Raw genomic sequence first — 24,178 nt, 5'->3', positions numbered from 1 at the left:
TTTAGAAGTAGCCGCGAACACCAAGCGCGAAACTACGCCCAGGACGTGGTGCAATATTTTTTAAGAATGAGCTATGAACGCGGGCTTCTGTGTCCGTTAAATTTGTGCCTTTTAAATAAAGCGATAGGTCTTGGTTCAATACCGATAAGTCATAAGAAATACTGGCATCAACAAGGGTATAGCCGTCTGTTGTGGTTTCTTCTTGTGCTATGCGGTCTTGTTCTTGGTAGCGCGTAACGTGAATATTTGCCGTTAGATTCTCTGTTTGATAGCTAAACTCAGTACCAAAACGCAGTGGTGGAGTACGTGGTAAATCTCCGCCGTCTTTTAGGCGCGCGCGTACATAATCAGAGAATAAGTCGAGTTTAAATTCGTCGGTTAGCTGCCAAGCAACTTGCGCTTCAAAACCATGTAAAATCACATCGTCTGTTTTAAATAAATAAACCGGTAGTTCAGATGAATGATCGTGCTCTTCTTCGTGATCATGTTCGTCGCCATGGTCGTGATCATGACCGCTTTCAGCGTATAGGCCTGTGTTGATCTGGTAATAATAGTTATCTACTTGGTTGTAAAAGGCATTGAAGATAAAGCCAATATCACCTTCGGTTTTACGGAATGTCAGGTCGATATTATTTGCTGTTTCTAAGTCGATAGCCTCTTCTGATAGCTCAAAATGACCATCATGAGTGTCGAATAGCGCACCAACTTCATAAGTTGCAGTACCAATGTGTGGGCCGAAAGATAACAGCTCAGAAGCAGACGGAGCACGCTCAGAACGCGATACCGATAAACCTAGGTTATAACCCGGTGTAAAATCCCATACCACACCTGTTGATAAGCTTACCGGTATAAACTCTTGGGCAACATCAAATACGCGTGTGTAGTTTGATTCTTCGTGGTCATGATCATGGTCGTGCTCATCACCGTCTTCATCATGTGCATGGGCATCGATCTCAGGTAACAGCACATTATTAGCATCAATAGTAACTCGCTCAACACGGCCACCTAATTGCACTAAAAAATCGCCAAAGTGCTTTTCTTCCATAATTGCAAAAGCAATACTTTCAGTAACAGAAGGAGGGGTGAAGGCTTCAGAACCTTGTGCTTCTACATCACTTTTTTTGTAATGAAAACTAACGCCACCATTCCACTCATCAAATTGGCTATGCAGAATGTCAACGCGCAGCTCATTGGTTTCGTTTTTGAAAGTTGTGCCTACAGCACCGTGCTCGATTTCAGCGTGTTCGTAGTCTGTGTGGCCTGCACGTAAGTTAATTTTGCTTAGCCACTCACTGTCGATATTGTATTCACCAAGTAGCTGGATTTTGGTTTGTTCAAGATCAGCAAAAACAGCTTCTTCTTCGCTGTGCTCTTCTTCGTGATCATGTTCTTCTTCTTCACCATGAGTATGGCCAGGAATACCGTATTGGCGGTTAAATTGCTCAACCGCAACACCAAGGTAACCTTGCTCAAATAAGTAGCTAGTGCCTACAGTAAAGCCATCTGAGTCTTCATTACTGTTTTCTACTACGTACTTTGAGCTGTGCTCTGTGTCGTCAATATCGGCGGCAACAGGTACTTCGTAATCGTCTGATTCACGCCAGAATGCATCAGCATAAAAGGCAAATGACTCTGTTCCTGTGGTGGCATTAAACGAAGCAACTTTTTGCTCATCTACAGAGTTATGTTCTAGATTCCACTCACCGCGTGTTGTGCTGTCTGTTGGTACGCGACTGTCAACTACGTTGACGACACCACCAATTGCACCGCTGCCATAAAAAAGAGTTGCTGGGCCACGTAATACTTCAATTTGCTGCGCTGTTGAGGCTTCCGATGCCACTGAGTGATCAGGGCCAACACGTGACACATCACTTACATCTAAGCCATTTTGCGTAATTAAAACACGTGGGCCGCTCAAACCACGGATCACAGGCGTACTGGCAACCTTGGCATGAAAGTTTGTGTTAACGCCCGGCAGCTTTTCGAGGCTATCGCCAAGCGTTGATGCTTGTTGGCGTCTTAATTGTTCGCCAGATAACACACTAACAGGTGAGGCAGATTCCATTGCCGACATATGAATCGGCGTTGCTTCAACATCAATCACTTCAATCGGTGAGCGCTTTAGATTAAAGGTTGCGCTGTGGTCTTGGTCATTGGCAAGTGTGATATCTCGATGTAAGTGAGCATAACCTGGCGCTGAAATATGTAGCTCTTTTAAGCCGTTATTTAAGCCGCTGATTTCAAACTCACCTTTGTCGTTAGTTGTTACTTTTTGATCAGACCCTTCAAGGTCAACTGTGGCATTAGCCAGCGCTTTACCTTGGTTATTTAAAACAACGCCTTTGATCGATTGTGCCAAAACACTGGCTGGTAATAACGCTGCTATGACGACAGCCACTCTTGAGATGTTATTCATTATTCACCATTATAGATATGTTATAATGTATCAATTGTGCTTTAATTGTTATAATGTATCAAGTGTGAATCGACGAATGAGTCTTATTCTTTTTTGTAACAGCATGTTTAAAGTGAGGTAAATGGAGTGATTGGGGTTATGAAAGCAGCAAAATTAGCAGTGATATGCTTTATGGTTGGATGTATCTTTTCAGCTCAAGGGCATCAACACCATCATCATTCACATGGTGAGGGAGTGCTTTTTGTGGTTCATGATCAAGACAAATGGCAGGTTAAGTTCATTTTACCGGCTGGAGATATTTTTGGCTTTGAGCATCAGCCCGAAACAGCTGAGCAAAAGCAAACTATTAAACAAACGTTAGCCCAATTAGCAAATTCACAGCAGTTAGTGACATTTAACGGCGAATGTAAGCTTACTCAAGCAAATTTTGAAAACCCATTTGAGCATCACACTCATGATTCACATCAAGACTTAGAAGTTGAATACTCGTTTAACTGTGATAAGCCCGTCTCTAAAGTCACAGTTACTTTATTTGCATGGGCTGAAGCAATATCTGTTATCGAAGCACAGTGGATCACAGAGCAAGCGCAAGGGATAGCAGAGCTGACAGCAACAAAACCTTATATTGAGTGGCCGCTATGAATAAACAGCGATTAACCAGCACACTTAATAAAGCGAAGCAGGTTTGCCTTGAGCATGGCAGAAAGTTCACCATTCAGCGCAAGCAAATACTGCAAATATTACTAACCACCGACGTGCCGCTATCGGCCTACGAATTGGCCAGTTGCTACAAGCTGCGTACAAGTTCAAGTGTATCTGTTATGTCTGTTTATCGAATCTTGAGCTTTTTGGAGTCGGTAAACCTTGTTCGCAGGCTTAATAGTGCTAACAAATATATCGCTTACGGTACCGACAGTGAGGTTTTTAAGCGTGAGACTTCTTTGTTTTTGATTTGCCGTCACTGCCAAAAAGTTGAGACTTTAGCGGTTTCACAGAGTGACGTTGCAAAGCTTTTCCCTCATTTTGATGATGCAGGTTTTACCTCACAAACAAAGCAATTTGAAATGCTGGGAGTATGCAATGAGTGCCAAGCAAAACTTGCTTGATGCACTTTTTATAATTCATGTGTTCAATTTTGTAGGAATTATTCAGTGAAATTACAAGAAATAATGGACAAGTTTGCCATCGGGTTATCAGCTATGTGTGCTATTCACTGTTTAGCTGTGCCTGTGTTATTGGTTTTATTACCAAGTGCTGCAGCACTGGGTTTAGGTAACGAGCAATTTCATTTTTGGATGTTAGTTGCGGTACTGCCAAGCAGCTTATTAGCACTATTTTTAGGGTGTAAAAAACATAAACGTTATCGATTATTGATGCTAGGTGGTGCAGGGCTGGTGTTGTTGTCTGCAGCGGTGCTGCTTGGCGAAAATGTTATTGGTGAGGTTGGCGAAAAAGTACTTACTTTATTGGGTTCGCTCTTTGTAGTCACCGGGCATTGGTTTAACTTTCGCTTGTGTGGGAAAAAACGAGGGGCTGAGTGTCTAAGCTCGTAAAGATATAAACTTGTTGACCAACCATTGTGTTGGCCAACAAGCTAATTCAGCAAAACTGAATTACTTGTAGAATACTTCTACAGTGCCTTTTACTTTTAATAGTAAAGGTTGGCCGCGGCGATCAAGGGCTTTTGGAGAAGCGACTTTGATCCAGCCTTCGCTGATATTATATTCTTCAACGTCAAAACGCTCTTTGCCGTTAAGTTTTACACCAATTTCATGCTCGAAAACTTCTTCCACATAAAATTTACTACGTGGATTGATAGAAAGTTGGTTTGGTAATTCTGGTTTTTGTGTATCAGTCATAGTTGCGATCTGCATTGAATAAATTGTGCGCCATTGTAGGCAATAGCTGGCATTGGCTCAAGTATCTACACGGCAAATTTATTGTTTACTCGCAGGCTTGTTCTGAATGCTCAACGCACATGGCAACGGCTTCACTCTTTTTGTCGAAGTCGTGCGTTAAGCAGTAGTCAAAACGCATGGTTAACTCAATCACTTGTTCATCCGTGCGCTCTGGCCATTGCCAGTCTCTCACTATTTGCCTTGCTGCCTTTCTAACGTCTTTACTAAAGCGCTTAGGTGCTGAATTTTCAATATTTAAGTTTTTCACATTGCCTTCTGGCGTTACCTGAAAGTTGACAATAGCGCAGCCACTGCCTTGTCGATTTAGCAGCCCTGTCGGGTATTGTACATGGTGCATTGGTGGCAGCCGTTGCCAGCTAGGCTTATCTGTAGTGGTATCGAGTACCTGCGCTTGAATATCAACAAATGGAAATTTACGTGATAAATCAGGGTTTGCGAATGAGCTGTTTGATGCGCATACGAGCGTTAATGCTAAAAGTGATTTATACATAGTTTTCCTTAACTTGTTTGTTTTTTAATCTAGTCCAAATTTAGCGTTAAAAATTATCTTTGTAAACTAGAGGCTTGGCTAAAATTAAGGGATAAACGTATTGTTATACTATAACCTGTTTTTTATTTATGTTATTTTATAACAAATCATTTCTCTTAACTTTTACAATCAGACCTTATGAAGTACTCAACTCTTTGTTTAGCCTTAGCTGCGGCGTTTGCAGCGAATACACATGCAGCTGATAACAGCGATATCGAAACGATCACCATTGAACATAAACAGGCGTTTCGTGGTGATATTCCAACAAAAGATTTACCGCAATCGATCACCACACTAAGTAAAGATATGATGACTGATAACGGTATTACAAAGTTTCGTGATGCACTGGATTTTTCTGCCAGTATTACTCGTAAGAATAATGGTGGAGCACTGTGGGATAGCTATTCAATTCGTGGTTTGTCAGGTAACGAAAATATGCCGTCTGGGTACTTAGTTAACGGTTTTAGTGGTGGTCGCGGCTTTGCAGGCCCACGTGATGTATCAAACATTGAATACATCGAAGTATTAAAAGGACCTGGCTCAGCACTCTATGGCCGTTCGGAGCCAGGTGGTACCGTAAACATTATTACTAAAAAGCCACAGTTTTATCAGCAAGGGCAACTTCAAGCTGAGTTCGGTAGCGATGATCACAAGCGTATTCAAGGTGATTACACTAACGGTTTAAGTGATGATTTAGCGTTTCGCATCAATGGCGCATGGCAAGATAGTGACAGCTTCAGAGACTATGTACACCACGACAAATTCGTGATTACGCCTTCGCTTTATTATCAAATCAACGATAACTCATCGCTGACCTATGAGTTTGAGTATGTTGACCAACAGCAAATGTATGACCGCGGTATTGTGGTGTTAAATGGTGATTTTGATACCGTGCCTGAATCACGCTTTTTAGGTAACCCAAATGATGCACCAACTAAGGTGCACTCGCGCGGTCATCAATTAAATTACAGCAACGATCTAAACCAAGCTTGGAGTTTGTTATTAGGTGCTAGTTACCGTACTGCAACGCTAACGGGTTATTCGTCAGATGCTGAGCTTTCACTATCGCGTCAGTCATTATTTGATGATGATAGAACTTTAACTCGCCAGCACAGATACCGTGACTATGAGTCTGATGATTTATCGCTGCGTTTTGAATTAAGCGGTCACTTTGATGTTGCCGGTATCACCAACCATGTATTGATTGGTGTTGATGGTTACGACTATGAGCTGCGCACTGGGCTTTATCGCTACCGTGGTGGTAATGGCACTTACACCATTGATATTTATGAGCCAGAGTACAGCACTACTGAAGGCCCTGAAGTGGGCATGCAGTACGAAAATAACGAACAGCAAAATGCGTACGGTATTTACCTGCAAGACCAACTAGATCTAACCGATAACTTAAAAGTGATGTTAGGTCTGCGTTTTGATGAAATTGAACAAGATATTTTTGAGACTAAGTCTGGTGTGGCATCAAACAGCAAAGAAAACCGTATTAGTCCACGTTTTGGTGTGGTTTACGCACTTAATGACGACATTAACCTTTACTCAAGCTATTCAGAAGGCTTTTTACCACTGAGCGGCACCGATGCTGAAGGTAATCCATTCGGTTTTGAAGAAAGTGACTCGTTTGAAGTGGGTGTTAAATTTAGCTACGCCAATATCAGCGGAACGCTTGCTTATTTTGATGCAAGCAAGAGCAACATGCTGGTGGCAGACCCAGTAAATGTGGGTTATTCAACACCTGTAGGTAAAGCAAATAGCACAGGTTTTGAGTTAGATTTAACAGGTTCATTGGGTGACAATACCGAGTACAACCTATCTTATGCCTATGTTGATGCCGAGACTGCGACAGACAGTCTAAATGTTGATTGGTTAGTGCCAATTCCTAAGGGCAGCCCACTTGTGAACGTACCAAAGAATAACCTTTCGATCGGCTTAAACCATGACCTAAATCTATTCGCACAAGAAATAAAGATTGGTGGTCATTATCAATATGTGTCTGACCGCTTAGGCGACCCAGCTGATCTCAATTTCCGTTTACCGAGTTACCAAACTGTTGGTTTATTTGCTAAATGGCGAGCGACTGAACGTACTACGGTATCATTAAATGTCGATAACGTGTTTGATGAGCAGTATATCGCTAGTTCTTACAATGCATTGTGGGCTTACCCAGGGGCGCCGACACAATTTAAACTTGGCGTAAACTATGACTTCTGAGCAAGTTAAAAGCCGTATTCACAGTATCGATATCATGCGTGGTGTCGTTATTCTGCTGATGCTACTTGATCATGTGCGAGAGCGATTTTTCTTGCACATGCAGGTGGCCGATCCCATGGTGGTTGATACCACTTCGCCAGGGCTTTTTTGGAGCCGCTTTGCTGCGCACTTTTGTGCGCCAACCTTTATCTTTTTAACCGGTTTGTCGGCGTGGCTTTATAGTCACCCAGCAAGTGGCGTGGAGCGCTCAGCACGAAGCTTTTTAATCAAGCGAGGGCTGTTTTTAATCGCCCTCGAAGTGACCCTGATTTGTTTTTCGTGGATGGGTTACTACCATACCATTTGGCTACAAGTGATGTGGGCGATTGGCCTTTGTATGCTGGTGTTAGCAGCATTGATTAAGCTGCCACGCAACCTATTGCTGGTGCTTGGTTTAGTTATTGTATTTGGTCACAACTTACTGACTCCAATCAGCTTTACGCCCGATGAGTTTGGTTACTCGCTGTGGACGATTTTGCATGACCGAGGCTATCTATCACAAGGTGGTTTAATCGACGTCAAAATTAGCTACCCAGTGCTGCCTTGGATTGGCGTAATTTTGTTGGGTTACTGTGCAGGTCCTTTATATGCACACACTCAATCGGCAGATTCGCGTAAACGAGCATTACTGCTGTTAGCCCTGTTATGTGTGGGATTATTTGCGCTGCTGCGTGGTTTTAATATTTATGGCGAAACTTTGCCATGGCAAACGTTTAGTACCACAACCGAAACCATGATGTCGGTATTTAACGTGACTAAGTACCCACCATCACTGAGCTTTTTGCTGATCACGTTAGCAGGCATGTTTGTAGGCTTGTGGTTATTTGAAAGACCACTCAACCGCTTTACTAATGCGCTTCGAGTGTATGGCTCTGTGCCTATGTTCTTTTATATTTTCCACCTCTATGTACTGCTATTTATGTATCAAATAGGCATGCTGATCTGGGGGGCAAATCAAGGGCAATATTTAGGAGTCAGTGATATATCAGGTATATGGTTTATTACTTTGTTGTTGGCAGTAGGGCTTTATTGGCCAACCAAGAAGTTTAGTGAATACAAGCGTAAGGCTAACAAGCCTTGGTTAAAGTATTTATAACGAAAAATGCCGATATGCTAAGCATATCGGCATTACCTACTTACTATCCTAATTAACTAATCCTTAGTTAATTCGAGATTTTTTACGACGAAGTGCCATCAGAGGTGCAACTGCTAGTAGTAACCAGCCGAATGAACCGCTTGATGATTTCTTGTCTTTTTCAATCTCTGCTTCTGGAATCACCGCCTCAGGGAAAGTACAGCTACCATCGTCAGTATTGGCGCTTTCATCATAGTTAGTTGCTGAGCTATCAGTACAGCCAAGCTCTTCACCATCAGACATGACCGATAATACAAATGAACTCATTGCTGCATCAGTTGGGTTAACGCTGTCGCTCACTTTTACTGTTACATCAATATCACCATGGAAGTGCGCCGCTGGCGTGATAGTCACAGTGCTACCTGATGTGTGACCAGATACTTCATAAGTGAAGTTTTCACCTAACACTTCGATTTGGTTGCTCACTTGGTTTTCGTCAGCATAAAGCACGTCAAAACTAATCGTTTCGTTCTCTGCCACCGACATATCAGTTAAGGCTGCCATTTCTAGGTTACCGATAACTTCTAGGTCAAGGGTGATGGTTTCATCATCTGCGCCAACTAAACCATTTGTAAGTGATAGTTGATGCGTTTGATTCGCCGCTTGTTCTCCAATGTACGCTTGGAATTTCACGTCAAACTTAGAAATCTCAGGGCCTGTGTAGTCAAGACACACAACCAGTTTGTCGTGTAGTACTTCGTCCATATTGTCGAAGCCGTACTTGTTACCGATGTTTAAATCGATTGGAATATCACCACTGATAAAGCCACGACCATCAGCAGCTTTCAAGCCGATAGAACCTTGTGCATCAACTAAGCTTAGGTTGTCATAAGCAAATAGTAGCTCGTATTCACCTGGCTCATAGTCAATGCCCATACGCATGAACATTTCAACATCAACAGATTGGCCTTCAGTTCTTGAACGCTGGATATTATCCCACTCAAGTACTAACCACTCACGAGATACCGTGTAAGTTGGTGTGATACCGGCGTTGGCGTCATAGTTACCGTAACCACCGTCAACACGCTCTGGGATCATGTTGTCACCAACCCAGAAAGGTGCGATTAGGTAAGGCGGTGGTGGCGGCTGAGTGTAACCCTCAGGCAGTTCAACGTGGAATGGCGTTGTACGGCCTTGCGAACCAAATGTGACTAAGCCTGCTGGGTTAAGTTTAATTGAGTCAAAGTGGTACTTGTTAAAGAATGGGAATGACACATCAAGGTTAGTGTTCATGATTTCTTTAAATGTGTACTCAAACTCGTTGTAGTAACGACCTTCAACACCTTCTAGTGTACGCCAGCCAAGCTCACGTAGTTCTAGGTAGTGAGGATCTGGTGAATGCGCCGATGTTAATGAACACATTTCGTCTGTGATGTTGGTGGTAATGTTATAATTACGCTCAACATTTTTAGTCGTCTCTTGAACACCAACTAGTGCTAGAGCGTTGCTATCTAACATTGGTGTTACTGGCGTTGAGTTAGATGCGACAATGCTGTCAGGAACAATGTCTACGCCCACAGGGAACTCAGTGTTTAGAGCAAACTGACGCGCTTCATCTTCGTTATTAGCAATGACGCTGATTTCGAAGTCAACTAAATCACCCACAAATGCTTTGTCTTTGTTAGCTGTAAAGGTCACGTCTTTATCAACTTGCTCGATGATCACTGGAACAAAACCAAGATTACCCGCATCTTCTGGGTTGCTACCAATATCAAAGCCACCAAAGTAGATATCGCCCACTTCCATATCAGGTAGGTTATAAGCAAGGTCAAGCTCAAGCTGGTCATAACCAGGTACGCTGCTTGGGCCTGTTACGGTTAATGAACCATTGTCTTCAGTGGTCACAGCTGTTGCAAACGATACTTCGATACCTTCATCAACTTCACCATACGATAGAGTCTGTAGGCTCATGTATAACGTAAAGTATTCACCCGCTTCAGGGTCAACAATATTACAGAAGTTAGTTAGGGTGTAGCTCGTTGACATACATAGCGTTTCTTCATAAGACGCAATGCCATCACCGTTGCTATCTTTACCCATGAATACAAGTACACGTGACGTGTCGTTCATGACGCTTGCGCTTAGCATTTTTGCGTCTTCTGGCACTGTCGTCCACTGAATGTGGTTGTTGTTCACAGCTTCGCCTTCACCTTCGACCTCAACGCTATCGAATGGGTCGCCTGGTGTGGTGTCGTTGAATAGGTGTACTGTTTCAACTTGGCCTTTTACTAAGCCGTACGATTGTGTGGTTAGGTTGCTAATTTCATCAGTATTGAATGGACCCACTTTCATCGTTGCAGAACGGCGGTGAGCATCAATTTGAATATACTCAGGTAAACCGGTATCACCAGCGAAAGTCCATACAGGCATTTCTAAAATTGGTGATTCAGGGTTGCTTGAGGTCATTACGATTTGACCTTGGTTACCTGTGTAATCAACAATTTCTTGTGGTGTTGCTTGTTGGCTTGCTTCAACCGTAACAACAATGCTTTGTGTCTCACCTGCTTTAATATCAAAGTTGCTTGGCTCAACACTAATTTTGCTATTACCAATCCAGTTTTCTGTATGAAGTGTCCAGCTTGCGTCTTCTGTCGCCGTAAAGGTTCTGATAAACGTACACTTAAAGCCACAGTCATTATCAACCATGTAAGCTGTGTTTAGTGCTTTTTCACGGCCACCAAGGCTTGGGTTAGCAGCATTCATGTTAGCAATGGTTTCATCAAGCAATAGGCCTGCTTTATCAGCACGCTCAACTTGCATTTTACCCGAACCCATTTCAGCAAGGGCAGCATCAAAGCCATCATCGGTGTAGTTGTTTAGGTACTGTGCTAAAGCAACTTGATTGTTTGCAGTTAACATCAATGCTGATTGAATTTGCATTGGTGTCCAATCAGGGTGAGATTGTTTTAACAATGCTGCCGCACCCGCAACGTGTGGGCTTGCCATTGATGTACCAGACATAGACTGCCAGTCTGAAGTCGCTGGGTTGCTAGTAAATGGTTGATCGTCTGATGATGGCGCATAGATATCAACACCCGGAGCCGCAAGGTCTACAAGTAAAGTGTCAAAACCAAAGTATGATGGGCCACGGCCAGAGAAGTAAGCAATGCGGTCTTTATCTACAGCATCTACAGTACCTTCAGTTGCTTCAATGGTACCCACGTGGCTGTCGCCTGTGCTTAGCCAGTCAAGTAAGCTCGTACCATCGACGTTTTTAATATGAATGGTAGGAATAGGGTAAGTCACTGAAGGAATCGTGTAGCGATCGTAGAATGATACATGGTTATAAATAATTAAACCTTCTGCACCGCCAGCTTCTACGTTTAGCGATTTAGAGTACAGCGGGTAAGAACTACGTTTACATACGACAATCACATCTTGCGCACTTTCGTCGATAGCAGTTGCTGGGTCATCAACTAAATCAAATGTCCCCTCAGGGAATGGCTTGTCACAGTTGGCAAGTGCATAGCTTGAGCTTTCATTTGGATTTTCAAAGTCAGTTGCGGCAACGATTAAACCTGTTAACTCGTTAAAGTTTACACCTGCACCTGTGAATGGTCCTGGCGCTGCAGTATCGCCACCAGTTAGGTTTTTAAGTTGTTTGTTACCAAAGTTGACTTTGGTTGAAGGCGTATGAGCTGCAACTGTGGTTACCCAAGGTGATGAGTGGTCAGCCGTTGAATATTCAGGACCACTGTTACCTGCCGCTACCGCCACAAATACACCGCTTTCGGCCGCATTCATGAACGCTTGCTCAATTGGGTCGCTCCATGGATCTTCTTCAAGGCCACCTAATGAAGCATTCAGTACGTCAACATTATCTATAGCAGCTTGTTCTACAGCAGCTAAGATTGCGCTTGTTGGACAGCCTGCATAAGGGTCACCAGAACCACCCGGCCAACATACTTGGTATGAAATGATATTGGCATGAGGCGCCATACCTGATACTTGCGGGAAAGTTACATTGGTTTCTAAACCAGATGATTGGCTTTCATACTCTGTCAGTTTGTAAGGAATATCGTAAAGGATATTACCTGCCGCTGTACCTGCAACGTGTGAACCATGGCTATTATAGTCTTCACCATTTTCTGGGCGAGTCTCTTCAAACACAGTATCAACGTAGGCTGCGGTGATCTCAGGGTATGAGTACACACCAATTAGCTTGTCGTTACACAGATCAGCAAATTCAGCGGTTGCACAGTCACCTAGGTACTTGTCGCCTAGAGGGTTGGTGTGAGTGTAGCCATCGCCGCCTACAGCTGCAAATGATGGGTGATCGGTATTGATACCCGTATCGATGATACCGACAACCGTGCCTTCACCTTTGTTGCTGCTCGGGTTGCTAGCACTTGTGCTCCACAGTGCAGAAGCACCGGTTTGCTCAATGGTATTAAACGTATTTAGGCTGTAGATTTTTGAGCGAGTGATCTTCTTAACACCAGCCACTTTAGCAAGGCGCTTCGCTTCATCTTGTGTCATTTGGGTGGTGAAACCGTTTAATGTCACATTGAATGTGCGCTCAACATTTAGCTGTAAGCCTTGCTGACTCATCGCAGTACTCAGTACTGATTGGCGCTTACTTGCTAGGTGGTTAGCGTAAGTTGCGATAGCAGGCTGCGCCATATTAAGCGTTGAGCGCGTTGCTGCTTGTTGCGTCTGCATTACCACATCTTTAGTGCTCGCAAGCCCTTTAACACCACCTTGGTAAGTTGAAATTGGTGCATCGTCCAGTTGCACGATATAAGTTTGAATACCACTAATATCTTTCTCTGGTGTGAAAACGCGGCTTTGTTTTTTAACTGTGTTATTAACCTTGTCTTCCCACACAAATTCATTGGTAACGGTTTGCTTTGGCGCATAGCCTGCTGGCTGTTCTGGCCATGCTTGGTCATTTAGCGCAGCAGCAGACGTACCTACACCTAAGTAAAGTGCAGATGCGACCATCACTGATACTTTCTTCATATTGAACATGTGATCTAACTTCCCTCGAAGGATTATAATTATGAACTCGCGCTAGTGGCGAACGGTTGTAATCAGTAGGGATAGTGTTGATTTGTGACTATAACATCAATGAAATGTAAACAATTGGCACACACTGTTACAGCTTGGTACATTTTTACCGAAAAACTGTTTATCGAAACAAGATGCTTGCTCTCGCACCACTTAAGGTTTGTGCGTTATCTAAGCTAAATTTTGCGTTATTCCACAGGCATAGCTGCTTAACAATTGATAAGCCTAGGCCAACACCTTGGTAGCCTGTTTGGTGCACCGAAGCGGTTTTTGAAAATGGCTGCATGAGGCTTGCGCGCATGTGTTCAGGGATCCCTGGGCCATCATCTTCAATTACTAATAAAGTGCCGCTTTCGCATTGTGAAAGCCTGATATGAATTTGCGTTTTAGCAAAGCGAACCGCGTTCCCGAGTAAGTTTTGCAATAAGCGTTGAAAGCTTTGTTTATCAACGCAAATTGCTGTTATTTCACAGTCAAGACGAATAGCCAAAGGGCTATAGCTTTGAAACTTAGTAATGCAGGGCTGTAATAGCTCGTCTGGGCAGTAATTTTTCACTAATAAGGTGGGTTCGCATTGTTCGAGCTCGGCATAGGTTAAAAACTCTTCGACTAATAGCTCAAGTTCAATAATGTCTTGCAACACACTGTGCCGATAAGCGTTGTTATCAACGACCGCTTCGAGGGCGAATTTAGCCCGCGAAAGAGGCGTTAAAAAGTCATGGGAAACAGCATTGATCAATTCACGTTGGCTTTGATTACGGTTATGAAGCGCTAATGCCATATTATCAAAAGTATCGCCAATGCTCTTTAGCAAGCTAAAACGTGTGAAGTGCACTTGTGCTGTAAAGTCGGCATTTGAAATTTTACTACTGGCTTTGCGTAGCTTAGTTAAGTCAAACAGCAGTGGGCCTGTAAAAATCACCACAGCTAAGGCAAGGCTAGAGTAAAACAGAAGGCTTACTAAAGACTGATAACCCTGATCAGCAGGCTGGCTGTAGGGGCCAATGCTTAATAAGGTCTCTCTATCATCGGCAAGTTTATGAAAGTAAAGGTTGTTATTGGCATCGTTAACGCTAATTACCTGACCTGCTAAAAGTGATGCCTGTAATTGTTCACCAAGGTAAAAGTTCGCCAGAGGTGTTTGTTTAATATCAGGGTTATTGGGGGCAAGACTTAAGATGCTTTCTGCTAATTGCTGCTCTGTACTGTAACTCGGTGGGCTTGGAAAATAGGTTTCTAGTAACCAAGCGGCGCTCCCCAGACAAACTGCTAGGGTTAAATACAAATAGCAAAACAGGCGTAGCAAACTGCATTAACCCCACGCTTGTGGAGAAAAAATATATCCTTTACCCCAAACAGTGACGATTTTTTGTGCCGGCACCGCTTCGTCACCGAGTTTTTTGCGTAAGCGACTAATGCGGCCATCTATAGTGCGGCTTTGACCATCATATTTACGGCCTATAGTGCCATCAAATAATTGGTCTCAACTGACCAATTGACCCGCTGATTTAGCAAGTTGAATCAAAATTTCGAACTCTGCACTGGTCAGTTCAAGTGGCTGGCTATGCAGGTAAGCCTCGCGCTGAATAGTATTAATACTCAACGAGCCAAAGCGAATATTATGGGCGTTGTGAGTGGTGCTTGTTGGCTTTATAGCTTGGCTGCGGCGAATCGTGTTATTTATTCGCGCTAATAAAATGGATGGGGAAACAGGTTTGGTTAGGTAATCATCGGCGCCTAGTTCGAGGCCAGTGATATGATCGACTTGGCTCTGCCTTGCGGTCATAAAAATAATTGGCGTATCTTGATATTGTTTTAGTTCTTTAAATACCTCAAAGCCATCTTCTGATCCTAATCCGATATCAAGCAAAATTAGGTCGTATTTTTTGCAGCTTGCTTGGTAACAGGCATGGCAACCACTTTCAAAGTGCTCAATGGTATAGCCATGGTCAGTTAAATAATTAGAAACTAGCTGGGCAAGTTTTAAATCATCTTCAATATATAAAATAGTATGCTGGCTCATCAAAAAATACTCCATGCGATATCACGTCGGCGTTTTTTAACATGCTGGTGGAATAAACTAATTTCAGTGCTTTCTAATGGCTCTAGCTGTTCGCTAAGTAGCTCTAATACAATGTTACGATTGTTTTGCACTGTGATTGCAAAGTTTTGCCCTTGATTTGGCTTTTGGCAGAACAGCCTAATTTGTTGATCAGTAACACGAATGCACACCGTTTCGCTGACTTCGGTATACCAATTAATCGATACATCCATCACGCAGTCTTGCTCTATCGTTACACAGTTTTCTGGTGTTGCCTCGATATAACCGGCTTGTGCGAATGTACTGCCAACAAACGCGAGGCTACAAATGAATAAGAGTGAAAAAAGCTTCGTACGCAACATCATCAGTAATTCCATGCAAAGCCAGCATAAAAAGACAGTAAGTTGCTGTCATCGATAAGGGGGCTATCGGCAATACCCGATGATAAACGTTGGTATTTTATATCGCTGATAAATTGCCATTGTTGATTAAACTGATATTGGTAACTGGCTTTTAGATTGTACTTTTGACTAGAGCGACCTAAAAAAGGGCTAAATCCGGCTCGTATCTCTTGTTGTGCGCTGCCATAGTAGTAATCCACTAAACCAGCACTTAGATGTTGTATTTCTGCGCCGAGCAAAACTAGATGCTGATCAAACAAAAACAAGCGCTGTGCAGATAATGCGCCTTGTAACCCTTTGTGATAGTTGGTGAGCTCCATTGACCAATACGCGCTAAAACGCCAGCTTTGCCAGTCAACAATAGCTTCAATACCGCTCATGGCAGACAGTTTACGTTTTGATATTTTAGTAATATCACCGCGGCGCTTTGTCAGCGCTGGTGTTTCGATACCTGAACCAGGTGGTGGCGGTGTCATTGAGGGGCGGCCGCCGGTTGTTCTAATCGCGGTCAGTGCTGCTGAGTGTTTAGCAAAATACAGCCCATCTTCATTAAGTTGGGTGAATAACGACACTTGATAGTTATCGCCCCACACGGGTGTCCAAGCAAACTGAGTATTTGCAAATGAAAAGTCACCGGCAAATACCTCAATTCGCGGTAGGACATAAAGAGGAATGTCGTCTTTTTTATAAACCGGGTTGTCGAGTTGACCATAACCTAAGCTTAAACCAAGGCTTACTCCTTCATCTGCTAAATACGCAGAGTTAGTGCTGCTTGCCATTGGTGAAAGGCAAAATGCACTAATTAGAAATAAAACTCGTAGCCCAAGTGAGCAACTACCCAGAACAGTCACAAATAAACAACCTTAATGAAAAACCCTGTTAACATTAAGTTGTTATTAATGGCTTGAACAATGAAATAATGTACCAAATTGTAGCAAGGTCTGGTTTTTATAACCTAAATTAGTTAAGTAAATTGCTTGATAAATAAGCATATTTTACTAATTTGGTTTGGTTATTTTGAGCGGTGTCGTCATTTCTTTAGTTAGAAAAAGTTATTAACAATAAAATGGTGTTAAAACCTGCGCTTAGCGGTACAAAATGGCCCTAAATACACGTCATTACTGGCATGGCGGTTTATTAAGTTGCTATTTGGGTGAGTTTTTGCGATATTATTTATATTATAATATTAACAGGAAACTAATAAGATGACTCTGCCTAGTTCTCAATCTGCAAATGCTATTCGCATACTTGCTGTCGATGCCGTTCAACAAGCTAACTCAGGCCACCCAGGTGCGCCTATGGGTATGGCTGATATTGCAGCGGTATTGTGGCAAAACTTTCACCGCCATAACCCATTAAACCCAGACTGGTCTAACCGTGACCGCTTTGTGTTATCAAATGGCCATGGTTCAATGCTTCAATATGCATTGTTACACCTAAGCGGTTATGACGTAAGCATCGAAGATATTAAGCAATTCCGTCAGCTTCACTCTAAAACACCGGGTCACCCAGAATACGGTTACACACCGGGTGTTGAAACAACTACGGGCCCATTAGGTTCAGGTATTGCTAACGCAGTTGGTATGGCAATCGCTGAAAAAACCTTAGCAGCGCAATTCAATAAGCCAAAGTTTGATATTGTTGATCACTTCACTTACTGCTTTATGGGTGATGGCTGTTTAATGGAAGGTATCTCGCACGAAGCATGTTCGCTGGCAGGTACGTTAGGCCTAGGCAAGCTAATCGCATTTTGGGATGACAATGGCATCTCTATCGATGGTGAAGTAGAAGGTTGGTTCACCGACGATACGCCTGCACGTTTTGAATCTTACGGTTGGCAAGTTATTCGTGATGTTGATGGTCACGATATGAATGCAATTGCGGGTGCAATCGAAGCGGCACAAAGCAACACTACTCAACCAACACTAATCTGTTGTAAAACAGTGATTGGTTTTGGCTCACCAAACAAATCAGGTAGCCACGACTGTCACGGTGCACCACTGGGTCACGACGAAATCGCAGCAGTACGTGAGCAGCTAAACTGGCCGCACCCTGCATTTGAAGTTCCACAAGAAGTTTATAACGAGTGGAATACCCAAGCAAAAGGCCAAGAGCTTGAAGGTGCATGGCAGCAAAAGTTTGCAGCTTATAGCAAAGCACATCCTGAACTTGCAAAAGAATATACACGTCGTGTTCTTGAAAAAGCATTACCAGCTAACTTCGCTGAATTAGCTGATGAGTACATTGCTAAATGCCAAGCCGACATGCAAAACATTGCGACACGTAAAGCATCACAAAATGCGATCACTTTCTTTGCTAACCAGCTTCCAGAATTAATGGGTGGCTCTGCTGACCTTGCCGGTTCTAACTTAACGTTATGGCCAGAAGCAAAAGGTTTACAAGATGCAGCTGATGGTAACTACGTATTCTATGGCGTACGTGAGTTTGGTATGAGCGCAATCATGAATGGTATTGCATTACATGGTGGCTTCATTCCATTTGGCGCAACTTTCTTAATGTTTATGGAATACGCACGTAATGCAGTACGTATGGCAGCATTAATGAAAGCGCAAAGCATTTTTGTGTATACCCATGACTCAATCGGTCAAGGTGAAGATGGTCCTACTCACCAACCAATCGAGCAAATCGCTAACCTTCGTATGACACCAAATATGACTGCATGGCGTCCGTGTGATGAAACTGAAACAGCAGTAGCTTGGCGTCAATCGTTATTAAAAGAGACAGGCCCAAGTTCACTTATCTTCAGCCGTCAGGGTACCAAAGCAATGGCACGTGATGCACAGCAAGTTGCTGACATTGCAAAAGGGGGTTATGTACTTGTTGATAGCGAACAAACTGCAGAGCTTATCCTTATTGCAACGGGTTCTGAGGTAGAGTTAGCTGTGAATGCTGCTGCTGAGCTAAAAGCACAAGGCAAGCAAGTTCGCGTGGTATCTATGCCATCAACGAATCAGTTTGATAGCCAAGATAAAGCATATCGTCAAAGCGTGCTACCAGCGGGTATACCTAAGATTGCTGTTGAAGCTGCACACCGTGACTTCTGGTTCAAGTATGTTGGCCAAGATGGTGATGTACTAGGCATGGACACATTTGGTGAGTCAGCGCCAGGCGCAGTATTGCTTGAGCACTTTGGTTTCACAGTGGCAAACCTAGTTGCAAAAGCAAACGCATTACTTGCTGAATAATGTGACTGGTAAAAAATTATCGTAATCGCAACACGATAAGCCTGCTTTTACTAAAAGGCAGGCAATAAAAAAGCCCGCAAACTTTGGTTTGCGGGCTTTTTGCTGCTTAAACAATCGGTTTAAACTAGTTCGCTTAAGATTGACTCTAGTTTCTCTTGGTCAATTGCGAACTGACGAATACCTTGGCTTAGCTTTTCAGTAGCCATGGCATCTTCATTCATTTCCCAGCGGAAAGCCTGTTCAGTCATTGCAGTTGGCGCTTCTGCTTTTTCTGTTGCTGGTAATAGTTTTTGAGTTAATGGTGCGTCAGTTGCAGCTAGTTCAGCAAGTAACTTAGGGCTGATGGTTAAACGGTCACAACCTGCTAATTCTTGGATTTCACCGATGTTACGGAAGCTTGCGCCCATTACAATCGTGTCATAGCCGTGCTTTTTGAAGTAGTTGTAGATATGCGTTACTGACTTAACGCCCGGATCGTTAGCACCGTCGAAATCAGCGCTTGCATCTTGTGCTTTGTACCAGTCAAGAATACGACCAACGAATGGTGAAATTAGGTAAGCACCTACTTCGGCACAAGCGCGTGCTTGAGCAAATGCAAATACCAGCGTTAGGTTACAACGGATACCTTGCGCTTCAAGTACCTTAGCTGCTTGAATACCTTCCCATGTTGAAGCAATTTTGATTAACACGCGCGATGTGTCGATACCTTGTTCTTTATATAAAGCAACAAGCTCAAGTGCTTTATCAACAGTTGCTTGAGTATCAAATGATAAACGCGCATCAACTTCTGTTGAAACTAAACCTGGCACTTGCTCCATTAATTTAGAGCCAATTAATACCGCTAGTTTATCAGCTGCTTTTGTTACAACTTCAGCTGCGTCACTGCTTTGTGCTTTTGCCCATGATACGGCTTCGGCAGCAAGTGGGCGATATTTCTCAATTTGAATCGCGTTTAAGATTAGTGATGGGTTTGTTGTTGCATCTTGCGGTTTATATTCGTTGATTGCTTCAAAATCACCCGTGTCAGCAACAACGGTTGTTACTGCTTTAAGTTGTTCTAATTGACTAGACATAGTTATCCCATTCTTATCATACAAAAGTTAATGTAGTGGCTTTAACCTATTATTTGTGCTGAAAAAACAATCTAATCTACCAGAGAAACTGCGCAATAAATCGCCCGCCAGCAGCAAATAATCCTGTTAATAATATTTTTATAATACCTTTACAATCTGGTATTGTTGATATTATCATACAAATAAAGATAATGACTAACAATGTTAGTAAGCAATTAGTGAAAGGTAATTATGTCTCGTTATACGTTGGGATTAGACTACGGGTCGGACTCGGTAAGAGCATTACTCGTTGATGTTGCGACTGGTGAAGAACTTGCCAGCCATTTAGTAAACTACCCGCGCTGGGCACAAGGTTTATACTGTGACCCAAGTAAAGATCAGTTTCGTCAGCATCCACAAGACTATATTGATAGCCTTGTAGAAGTAGTTAATGGTCTTTGGTCACAAGTTCCAGCAGGTACTGCAGACAAAGTAGTGGGTATGAGCTTTGATACGACAGGCTCAACACCTGTTGCAATTAATAGCCAAGGTAAACCACTGGCATTAACTGAAGAATTTGCAGAAAACCCAAATGCAATGTTCATTTTGTGGAAAGACCATACGTCTATTAAAGAAGCAAATGAAATCACTGAAGCTGCAACTAACAACGATGTGAACTACCTTTCACATATGGGCGGTATCTACTCTTCTGAGTGGTACTGGGCCAAAGCATTACATATTTTCCGCGTTGATAGCAGTGTTAAAGCAGCCACTTATTCATGGGTTGAGCACTGCGATTGGATGACCGCGCTAATGTGCGGCACTACACACCCTGAAGCATTAAAGCTAGGTCGTTGTGCAACGGGCCACAAACAAATGTGGAACGAGCAGTGGGGCGGTTTCCCACCAAACAGTTTCTTCAGCAATATCGATCCACTATTAGATGGTGTTGTTGATACGTTAAATGCAACGACAGAGCCAAGCGACCAAGTTGCTGGCAACTTAACTGCAGAGTGGGCCGAGAAGCTAGGTTTACCACAAGGTATCGTGATTGGTTACGGTGCATTTGACTGTCACATGGGCGCAGTAGCAGCCAATGTTCGTCCTGGCGTTCTAACTAAAGTAATGGGTACTTCAACGTGTGACATCACAGTAACGTCTAAAGAACAACTAGGTGATACTTGCGTTAAAGGTATTTGTGGTCAAGTTGATGGCTCAGTAATCCCTGGGTTAATTGGCTTAGAAGCCGGTCAATCTGCATTCGGTGACTTATACGCATGGTTCAAAAACCTAGTACTTTGGCCAACTCGCCAACTTACAAATCTATCTGACGCTGAACAAGCGTTAGTTAACAAGCTAGAAGATTCAATCTTAGTTGATCTATCAAAAGCAGCGGCAGCACTGCCTGTAACAAGCAACGATGTAACTGCGCTTGATTGGGTAAATGGTCGTCGTACGCCAGATGCTGACCAAAGCGTTGCCATGGCATTAACAGGCTTAAAGATGGGCACTGATGCACCTAAGTTCTTCAAAGCACTTGTTGAAGCAACTGCCTTTGGCGCACGTGCTATCACTGAGCGCTTCCGTAGTGAAGGCGTACCAATCGAGTCAGTGGTTGTTATCGGCGGTATCTCTAAAAAATCAGACTACGTAATGCAAACTTGTGCTGATGTTTGGAATTGCCCAATCGACGTTTTAGAAAGTGAGCAAAGCTGTGCATTGGGTGCGGCAATTATGGCTGCGGTTGCTGCGGGTGAGCACGCAACAGTGGCAGATGCTCAAAAAGTTATGGCGTCGTCTGTATGTCATCAGTATTTACCAAACCCTGAGCGCGTTGCTGTGTATGACGAGCTTTATGCCAACTACCAAGCACTTGCAAGCTATGTAAACGGAGACAAAGCATGAGTTTTACAGAACTAAAACGTGAAGTCTATGAAGCGAACATGGAGCTGCAACGTCGTGGCTTAGTAATTTATACCTTTGGTAACGTATCGCAAATTGACCGTGACAAAGGCGTGATTGCGATTAAACCAAGTGGTGTATCGTACGACCAAATGAAAGCCGACGACATGGTGATCGTAGACCTTGAAAACAACATTGTTGAAGGTTCTATGCGTCCGTCTTCTGACACAAAAACACATGTTCATTTATATCGCCACTTTGATTCAATTGGCGGTGTAACACACACGCATTCGACCTATGCAACTGCATGGGCGCAAGCAAAACAAAGCATTCCTTGCCTTGGCACAACTCACGCTGACTATGTACACGGTGATATCACCTGTACTCGTGAGTTAACCGATGAGCAAGTGAATGGCGATTATGAATTAGAAACCGGTATTCAAATTACTGATGCGTATCAAGACCGCGATCCGAAAGCTGCACCTATGGTGATTGTTGCGGGTCATGCGCCTTTCACGTGGGGTAAAGATGCCGCTCAGTCTGTATACCATGCCGCGCTACTCGAAGAGATTGCACGCATGGCGTATTTAACACGCACTTTAGATCCACACGCAGCTGAACTTAAAAAAGCAGTGATGGATAAACATTATCTACGTAAGCACGGTAAAAACGCGTATTACGGTCAGAGCAAATAGCAAGAATTTAGAGGATTATTAACATGACGACGATGACGAAAGAAGTCTGGTTTGTTACCGGCTCACAACATCTTTATGGTCCTAAGGTGTTAGAAACGGTTGCCAAAGACAGCGAAGCAATTGTAGCGGGCTTAAACAGCGAAGCTAATCTACCAGTAAACTTGGTATGTAAGCCTACCGTTAAGTCACCTGAAGAAATTCACGCTGTTTGCCAAGCGGCAAATACGGATCCTAACTGTGTTGGCTTAGTATTATGGATGCACACTTTCTCACCTGCGAAAATGTGGATTGCTGGCCTAAGCGAATTACGTAAGCCTTGGTTACACCTTCATACTCAGTTCAATGCAGCCCTTCCTTGGTCTGACATCAACATGAACTACATGAATACGCACCAAAGTGCACACGGTGACCGTGAGTTTGGTTTCATCGGTACTGTAATGCGTAAAGAGCGTAAAGTTGTTGCAGGTCACTGGCAACGTGCTGACGTACAACAGCAGTTAGATGACTGGTGTCGTGCGGCAAAAGGTTGGGCAGAAAGCCAAACACTTAAAGTTGCGCGTTTTGGCGACAACATGCGTCAAGTTGCAGTTACTGAAGGTAACAAAGTTTCAGCGCAAATTACTTTTGGTTATGAAGTACACGCGTTTGGTGTCGCTGAGCTTGTAAAAGTGGTTGATACAATCACAGAAGACGAAATCGATGCACAATTAGAGCTTTATAAGCAAGACTACGTAATTGCTGACGAAACTCTACAAGACGATTACGCAGTGAAAATGCTACGCAACGAAGCACGTTTAGAGCTTGGTATGGAGCGTTTCTTAGAGAAAGGCGGCTTTAAAGCATTCACAAACTGTTTTGAAGACTTATCAGGTCTTTCTGGTCTTCCAGGTCTTGCTACACAGCGCCTAATGTCGAAAGGCTATGGTTACGGTGGTGAGGGTGACTGGAAAACAGCTGCTATGGTTCGCATCATGAAAGTAATGGGTGAAGGCCGTGACGGCGGTTGTTCATTCATGGAAGATTACACTTACAACATGGGTGAGACTGACCAAGTACTTGGCGCGCACATGTTAGAAGTGTGTCCTTCAATTGCAGCACAAAAACCACGTCTTGAAGTTCACCAGCACACTATCGGTGTGAAATGTGATGTAGGTCGTTTATTGTTTACTGCAAAACCGGGTGCTGCAATCAACGTATCACCAATTGATATGGGTAACCGTTTCCGAATTCTGATCAACGAAGTAGATACAGTGGCTCCGCCAGCTGATTTACCTCACTTACCGGTTGCTTCAGCGCTTTGGGAACCAAAACCAAATCTATCTGTAGCATCAGCTGCATGGATCCACGCCGGTGGTGCACACCACACTGCATACAGCCAAGCAGTAACAACCGATATGATTATCGATTTTGCTGAAATGGCTGGCGTTGAAACTATGATCATCGATAACGATACGACGATCCGTGGTTTCAAAACAGAGCTTCGTCATAACGCAGCTTACTACATGCTAAAACGTGGCGTGTAAGAATTAGTACTTTATGTATTAGAACGTGCTGTGTTTGAGCACGTTCACCCCAAATTTTGTTGTCGATTAAGCCAGTGATGAGCCTCG

General features: G+C 43.3%; 18 protein-coding genes. 9 read left to right on the top strand and 9 right to left on the bottom strand.

The genetic code is table 11. From position 1 onward, the window contains the following. Window position 1: 1 nt before the first annotated feature. On the bottom strand, window positions 2-2,416 hold the full coding sequence (locus ABMY41_RS02670; RefSeq protein WP_349274084.1) for a TonB-dependent receptor: 2,415 nt from the start codon (window positions 2,414-2,416) through the stop codon (window positions 2-4). Between the two features lie 138 nt (window positions 2,417-2,554). Between ABMY41_RS02670 and ABMY41_RS02665 the strand changes: the two genes are divergently transcribed. The 3 genes from ABMY41_RS02665 to ABMY41_RS02655 are packed head-to-tail and all read left to right on the top strand — an operon-like array spanning window position 2,555 to window position 3,969. Next, entirely contained in the window at window positions 2,555-3,058 is a 504-nt protein-coding gene (locus tag ABMY41_RS02665) for a DUF2796 domain-containing protein (protein ID WP_063530274.1), read from the top strand. Continuing rightward, the gene (locus tag ABMY41_RS02660; protein ID WP_058586015.1) at window positions 3,055-3,522 is read left to right on the top strand and encodes a transcriptional repressor; all 468 of its coding nucleotides are present in this window, start codon (window positions 3,055-3,057) and stop codon (window positions 3,520-3,522) included. Before ABMY41_RS02665 ends, ABMY41_RS02660 begins: the two co-directional genes overlap by 4 nt. 45 nt (window positions 3,523-3,567) lie before the next feature. After that, on the top strand, window positions 3,568-3,969 hold the full coding sequence (locus tag ABMY41_RS02655) for a MerC domain-containing protein (protein ID WP_063530310.1): 402 nt from the start codon (window positions 3,568-3,570) through the stop codon (window positions 3,967-3,969). A 60-nt stretch (window positions 3,970-4,029) separates the two neighbouring features. Here the strand turns inward: ABMY41_RS02655 and ABMY41_RS02650 are convergent, their stop codons facing one another. Both ABMY41_RS02650 and ABMY41_RS02645 read right to left on the bottom strand, forming a co-directional pair. Next, window positions 4,030-4,275: a DUF3297 family protein gene (locus tag ABMY41_RS02650; RefSeq protein ID WP_171037140.1), complete on the bottom strand. Its 246-nt coding sequence runs from the start codon at window positions 4,273-4,275 to the stop codon at window positions 4,030-4,032. 85 nt (window positions 4,276-4,360) lie between these two features. Next, complete coding sequence (locus tag ABMY41_RS02645) at window positions 4,361-4,825, bottom strand: energy transducer TonB (RefSeq protein ID WP_349274082.1); 465 nt, start codon at window positions 4,823-4,825, stop codon at window positions 4,361-4,363. Between the two features lie 177 nt (window positions 4,826-5,002). Here ABMY41_RS02645 and ABMY41_RS02640 point away from each other — a divergent pair, with 177 nt between their 5' ends. Together ABMY41_RS02640 and ABMY41_RS02635 are read left to right on the top strand one after the other, a co-directional pair. Further along, a complete protein-coding gene (locus tag ABMY41_RS02640) occupies window positions 5,003-7,087 on the top strand; it encodes a TonB-dependent siderophore receptor (protein WP_349274081.1) in 2,085 nt (694 codons plus the stop codon). Beyond that, a complete protein-coding gene (locus ABMY41_RS02635; RefSeq protein WP_349274080.1) occupies window positions 7,077-8,222 on the top strand; it encodes a heparan-alpha-glucosaminide N-acetyltransferase domain-containing protein in 1,146 nt (381 codons plus the stop codon). The genes ABMY41_RS02640 and ABMY41_RS02635 overlap by 11 nt, the downstream gene beginning before the upstream one ends. 63 nt (window positions 8,223-8,285) lie before the next feature. On the opposite strand, the gene ABMY41_RS02630 is transcribed toward ABMY41_RS02635, so the two are convergent. From ABMY41_RS02630 to ABMY41_RS02610, 5 genes are all read right to left on the bottom strand, one after another. Further along, window positions 8,286-13,223 carry a S8 family serine peptidase gene (locus tag ABMY41_RS02630; protein ID WP_349274079.1) on the bottom strand — a complete coding sequence of 1,646 codons (4,938 nt, stop codon included), beginning with the start codon at window positions 13,221-13,223 and terminating at the stop codon, window positions 8,286-8,288. 169 nt (window positions 13,224-13,392) lie between these two features. Then, a complete protein-coding gene (locus tag ABMY41_RS02625) occupies window positions 13,393-14,556 on the bottom strand; it encodes an ATP-binding protein (protein ID WP_349274077.1) in 1,164 nt (387 codons plus the stop codon). Window positions 14,557-14,754: 198 nt separating this feature from the next. Further along, on the bottom strand, window positions 14,755-15,294 hold the full coding sequence (locus ABMY41_RS02620) for a response regulator transcription factor (protein ID WP_349274076.1): 540 nt from the start codon (window positions 15,292-15,294) through the stop codon (window positions 14,755-14,757). Continuing rightward, on the bottom strand, window positions 15,294-15,677 hold the full coding sequence (locus ABMY41_RS02615; protein ID WP_165385111.1) for a DUF3019 domain-containing protein: 384 nt from the start codon (window positions 15,675-15,677) through the stop codon (window positions 15,294-15,296). Before ABMY41_RS02615 ends, ABMY41_RS02620 begins: the two co-directional genes overlap by 1 nt. Beyond that, window positions 15,677-16,492: a MipA/OmpV family protein gene (locus ABMY41_RS02610; RefSeq protein ID WP_349274075.1), complete on the bottom strand. Its 816-nt coding sequence runs from the start codon at window positions 16,490-16,492 to the stop codon at window positions 15,677-15,679. The genes ABMY41_RS02615 and ABMY41_RS02610 overlap by 1 nt, the downstream gene beginning before the upstream one ends. A gap of 426 nt (window positions 16,493-16,918) precedes the next feature. On the opposite strand from ABMY41_RS02610, the gene tkt reads away from it, so the two are divergent. Continuing rightward, window positions 16,919-18,919, top strand: a complete 2,001-nt coding sequence (gene tkt, locus ABMY41_RS02605) for a transketolase (RefSeq protein WP_289096920.1) — start codon at window positions 16,919-16,921, stop codon at window positions 18,917-18,919. A gap of 119 nt (window positions 18,920-19,038) precedes the next feature. Here the strand turns inward: tkt and tal are convergent, their stop codons facing one another. Further along, complete coding sequence (gene tal, locus ABMY41_RS02600) at window positions 19,039-19,992, bottom strand: transaldolase (protein ID WP_349274074.1); 954 nt, start codon at window positions 19,990-19,992, stop codon at window positions 19,039-19,041. Window positions 19,993-20,223: 231 nt separating this feature from the next. Between tal and ABMY41_RS02595 the strand changes: the two genes are divergently transcribed. From ABMY41_RS02595 to araA, 3 genes are read left to right on the top strand one after another with little or no spacing between them, the layout of a single operon-like run. Next, window positions 20,224-21,876 carry a ribulokinase gene (locus ABMY41_RS02595; protein ID WP_349274073.1) on the top strand — a complete coding sequence of 551 codons (1,653 nt, stop codon included), beginning with the start codon at window positions 20,224-20,226 and terminating at the stop codon, window positions 21,874-21,876. Continuing rightward, window positions 21,873-22,568 carry an L-ribulose-5-phosphate 4-epimerase gene (locus ABMY41_RS02590; RefSeq protein WP_063528078.1) on the top strand — a complete coding sequence of 232 codons (696 nt, stop codon included), beginning with the start codon at window positions 21,873-21,875 and terminating at the stop codon, window positions 22,566-22,568. Before ABMY41_RS02595 ends, ABMY41_RS02590 begins: the two co-directional genes overlap by 4 nt. Window positions 22,569-22,591: 23 nt before the next feature. Continuing rightward, window positions 22,592-24,091 carry an L-arabinose isomerase gene (gene araA, locus ABMY41_RS02585; protein WP_237120212.1) on the top strand — a complete coding sequence of 500 codons (1,500 nt, stop codon included), beginning with the start codon at window positions 22,592-22,594 and terminating at the stop codon, window positions 24,089-24,091. The last annotated feature ends 87 nt before the right edge of the window (window positions 24,092-24,178 follow it).

Source organism: Pseudoalteromonas sp. BZA4, assembly GCF_040104395.1.
Taxonomy (GTDB): domain Bacteria; phylum Pseudomonadota; class Gammaproteobacteria; order Enterobacterales; family Alteromonadaceae; genus Pseudoalteromonas.
This window is presented reverse-complemented; position numbering and strand designations above follow the sequence as displayed.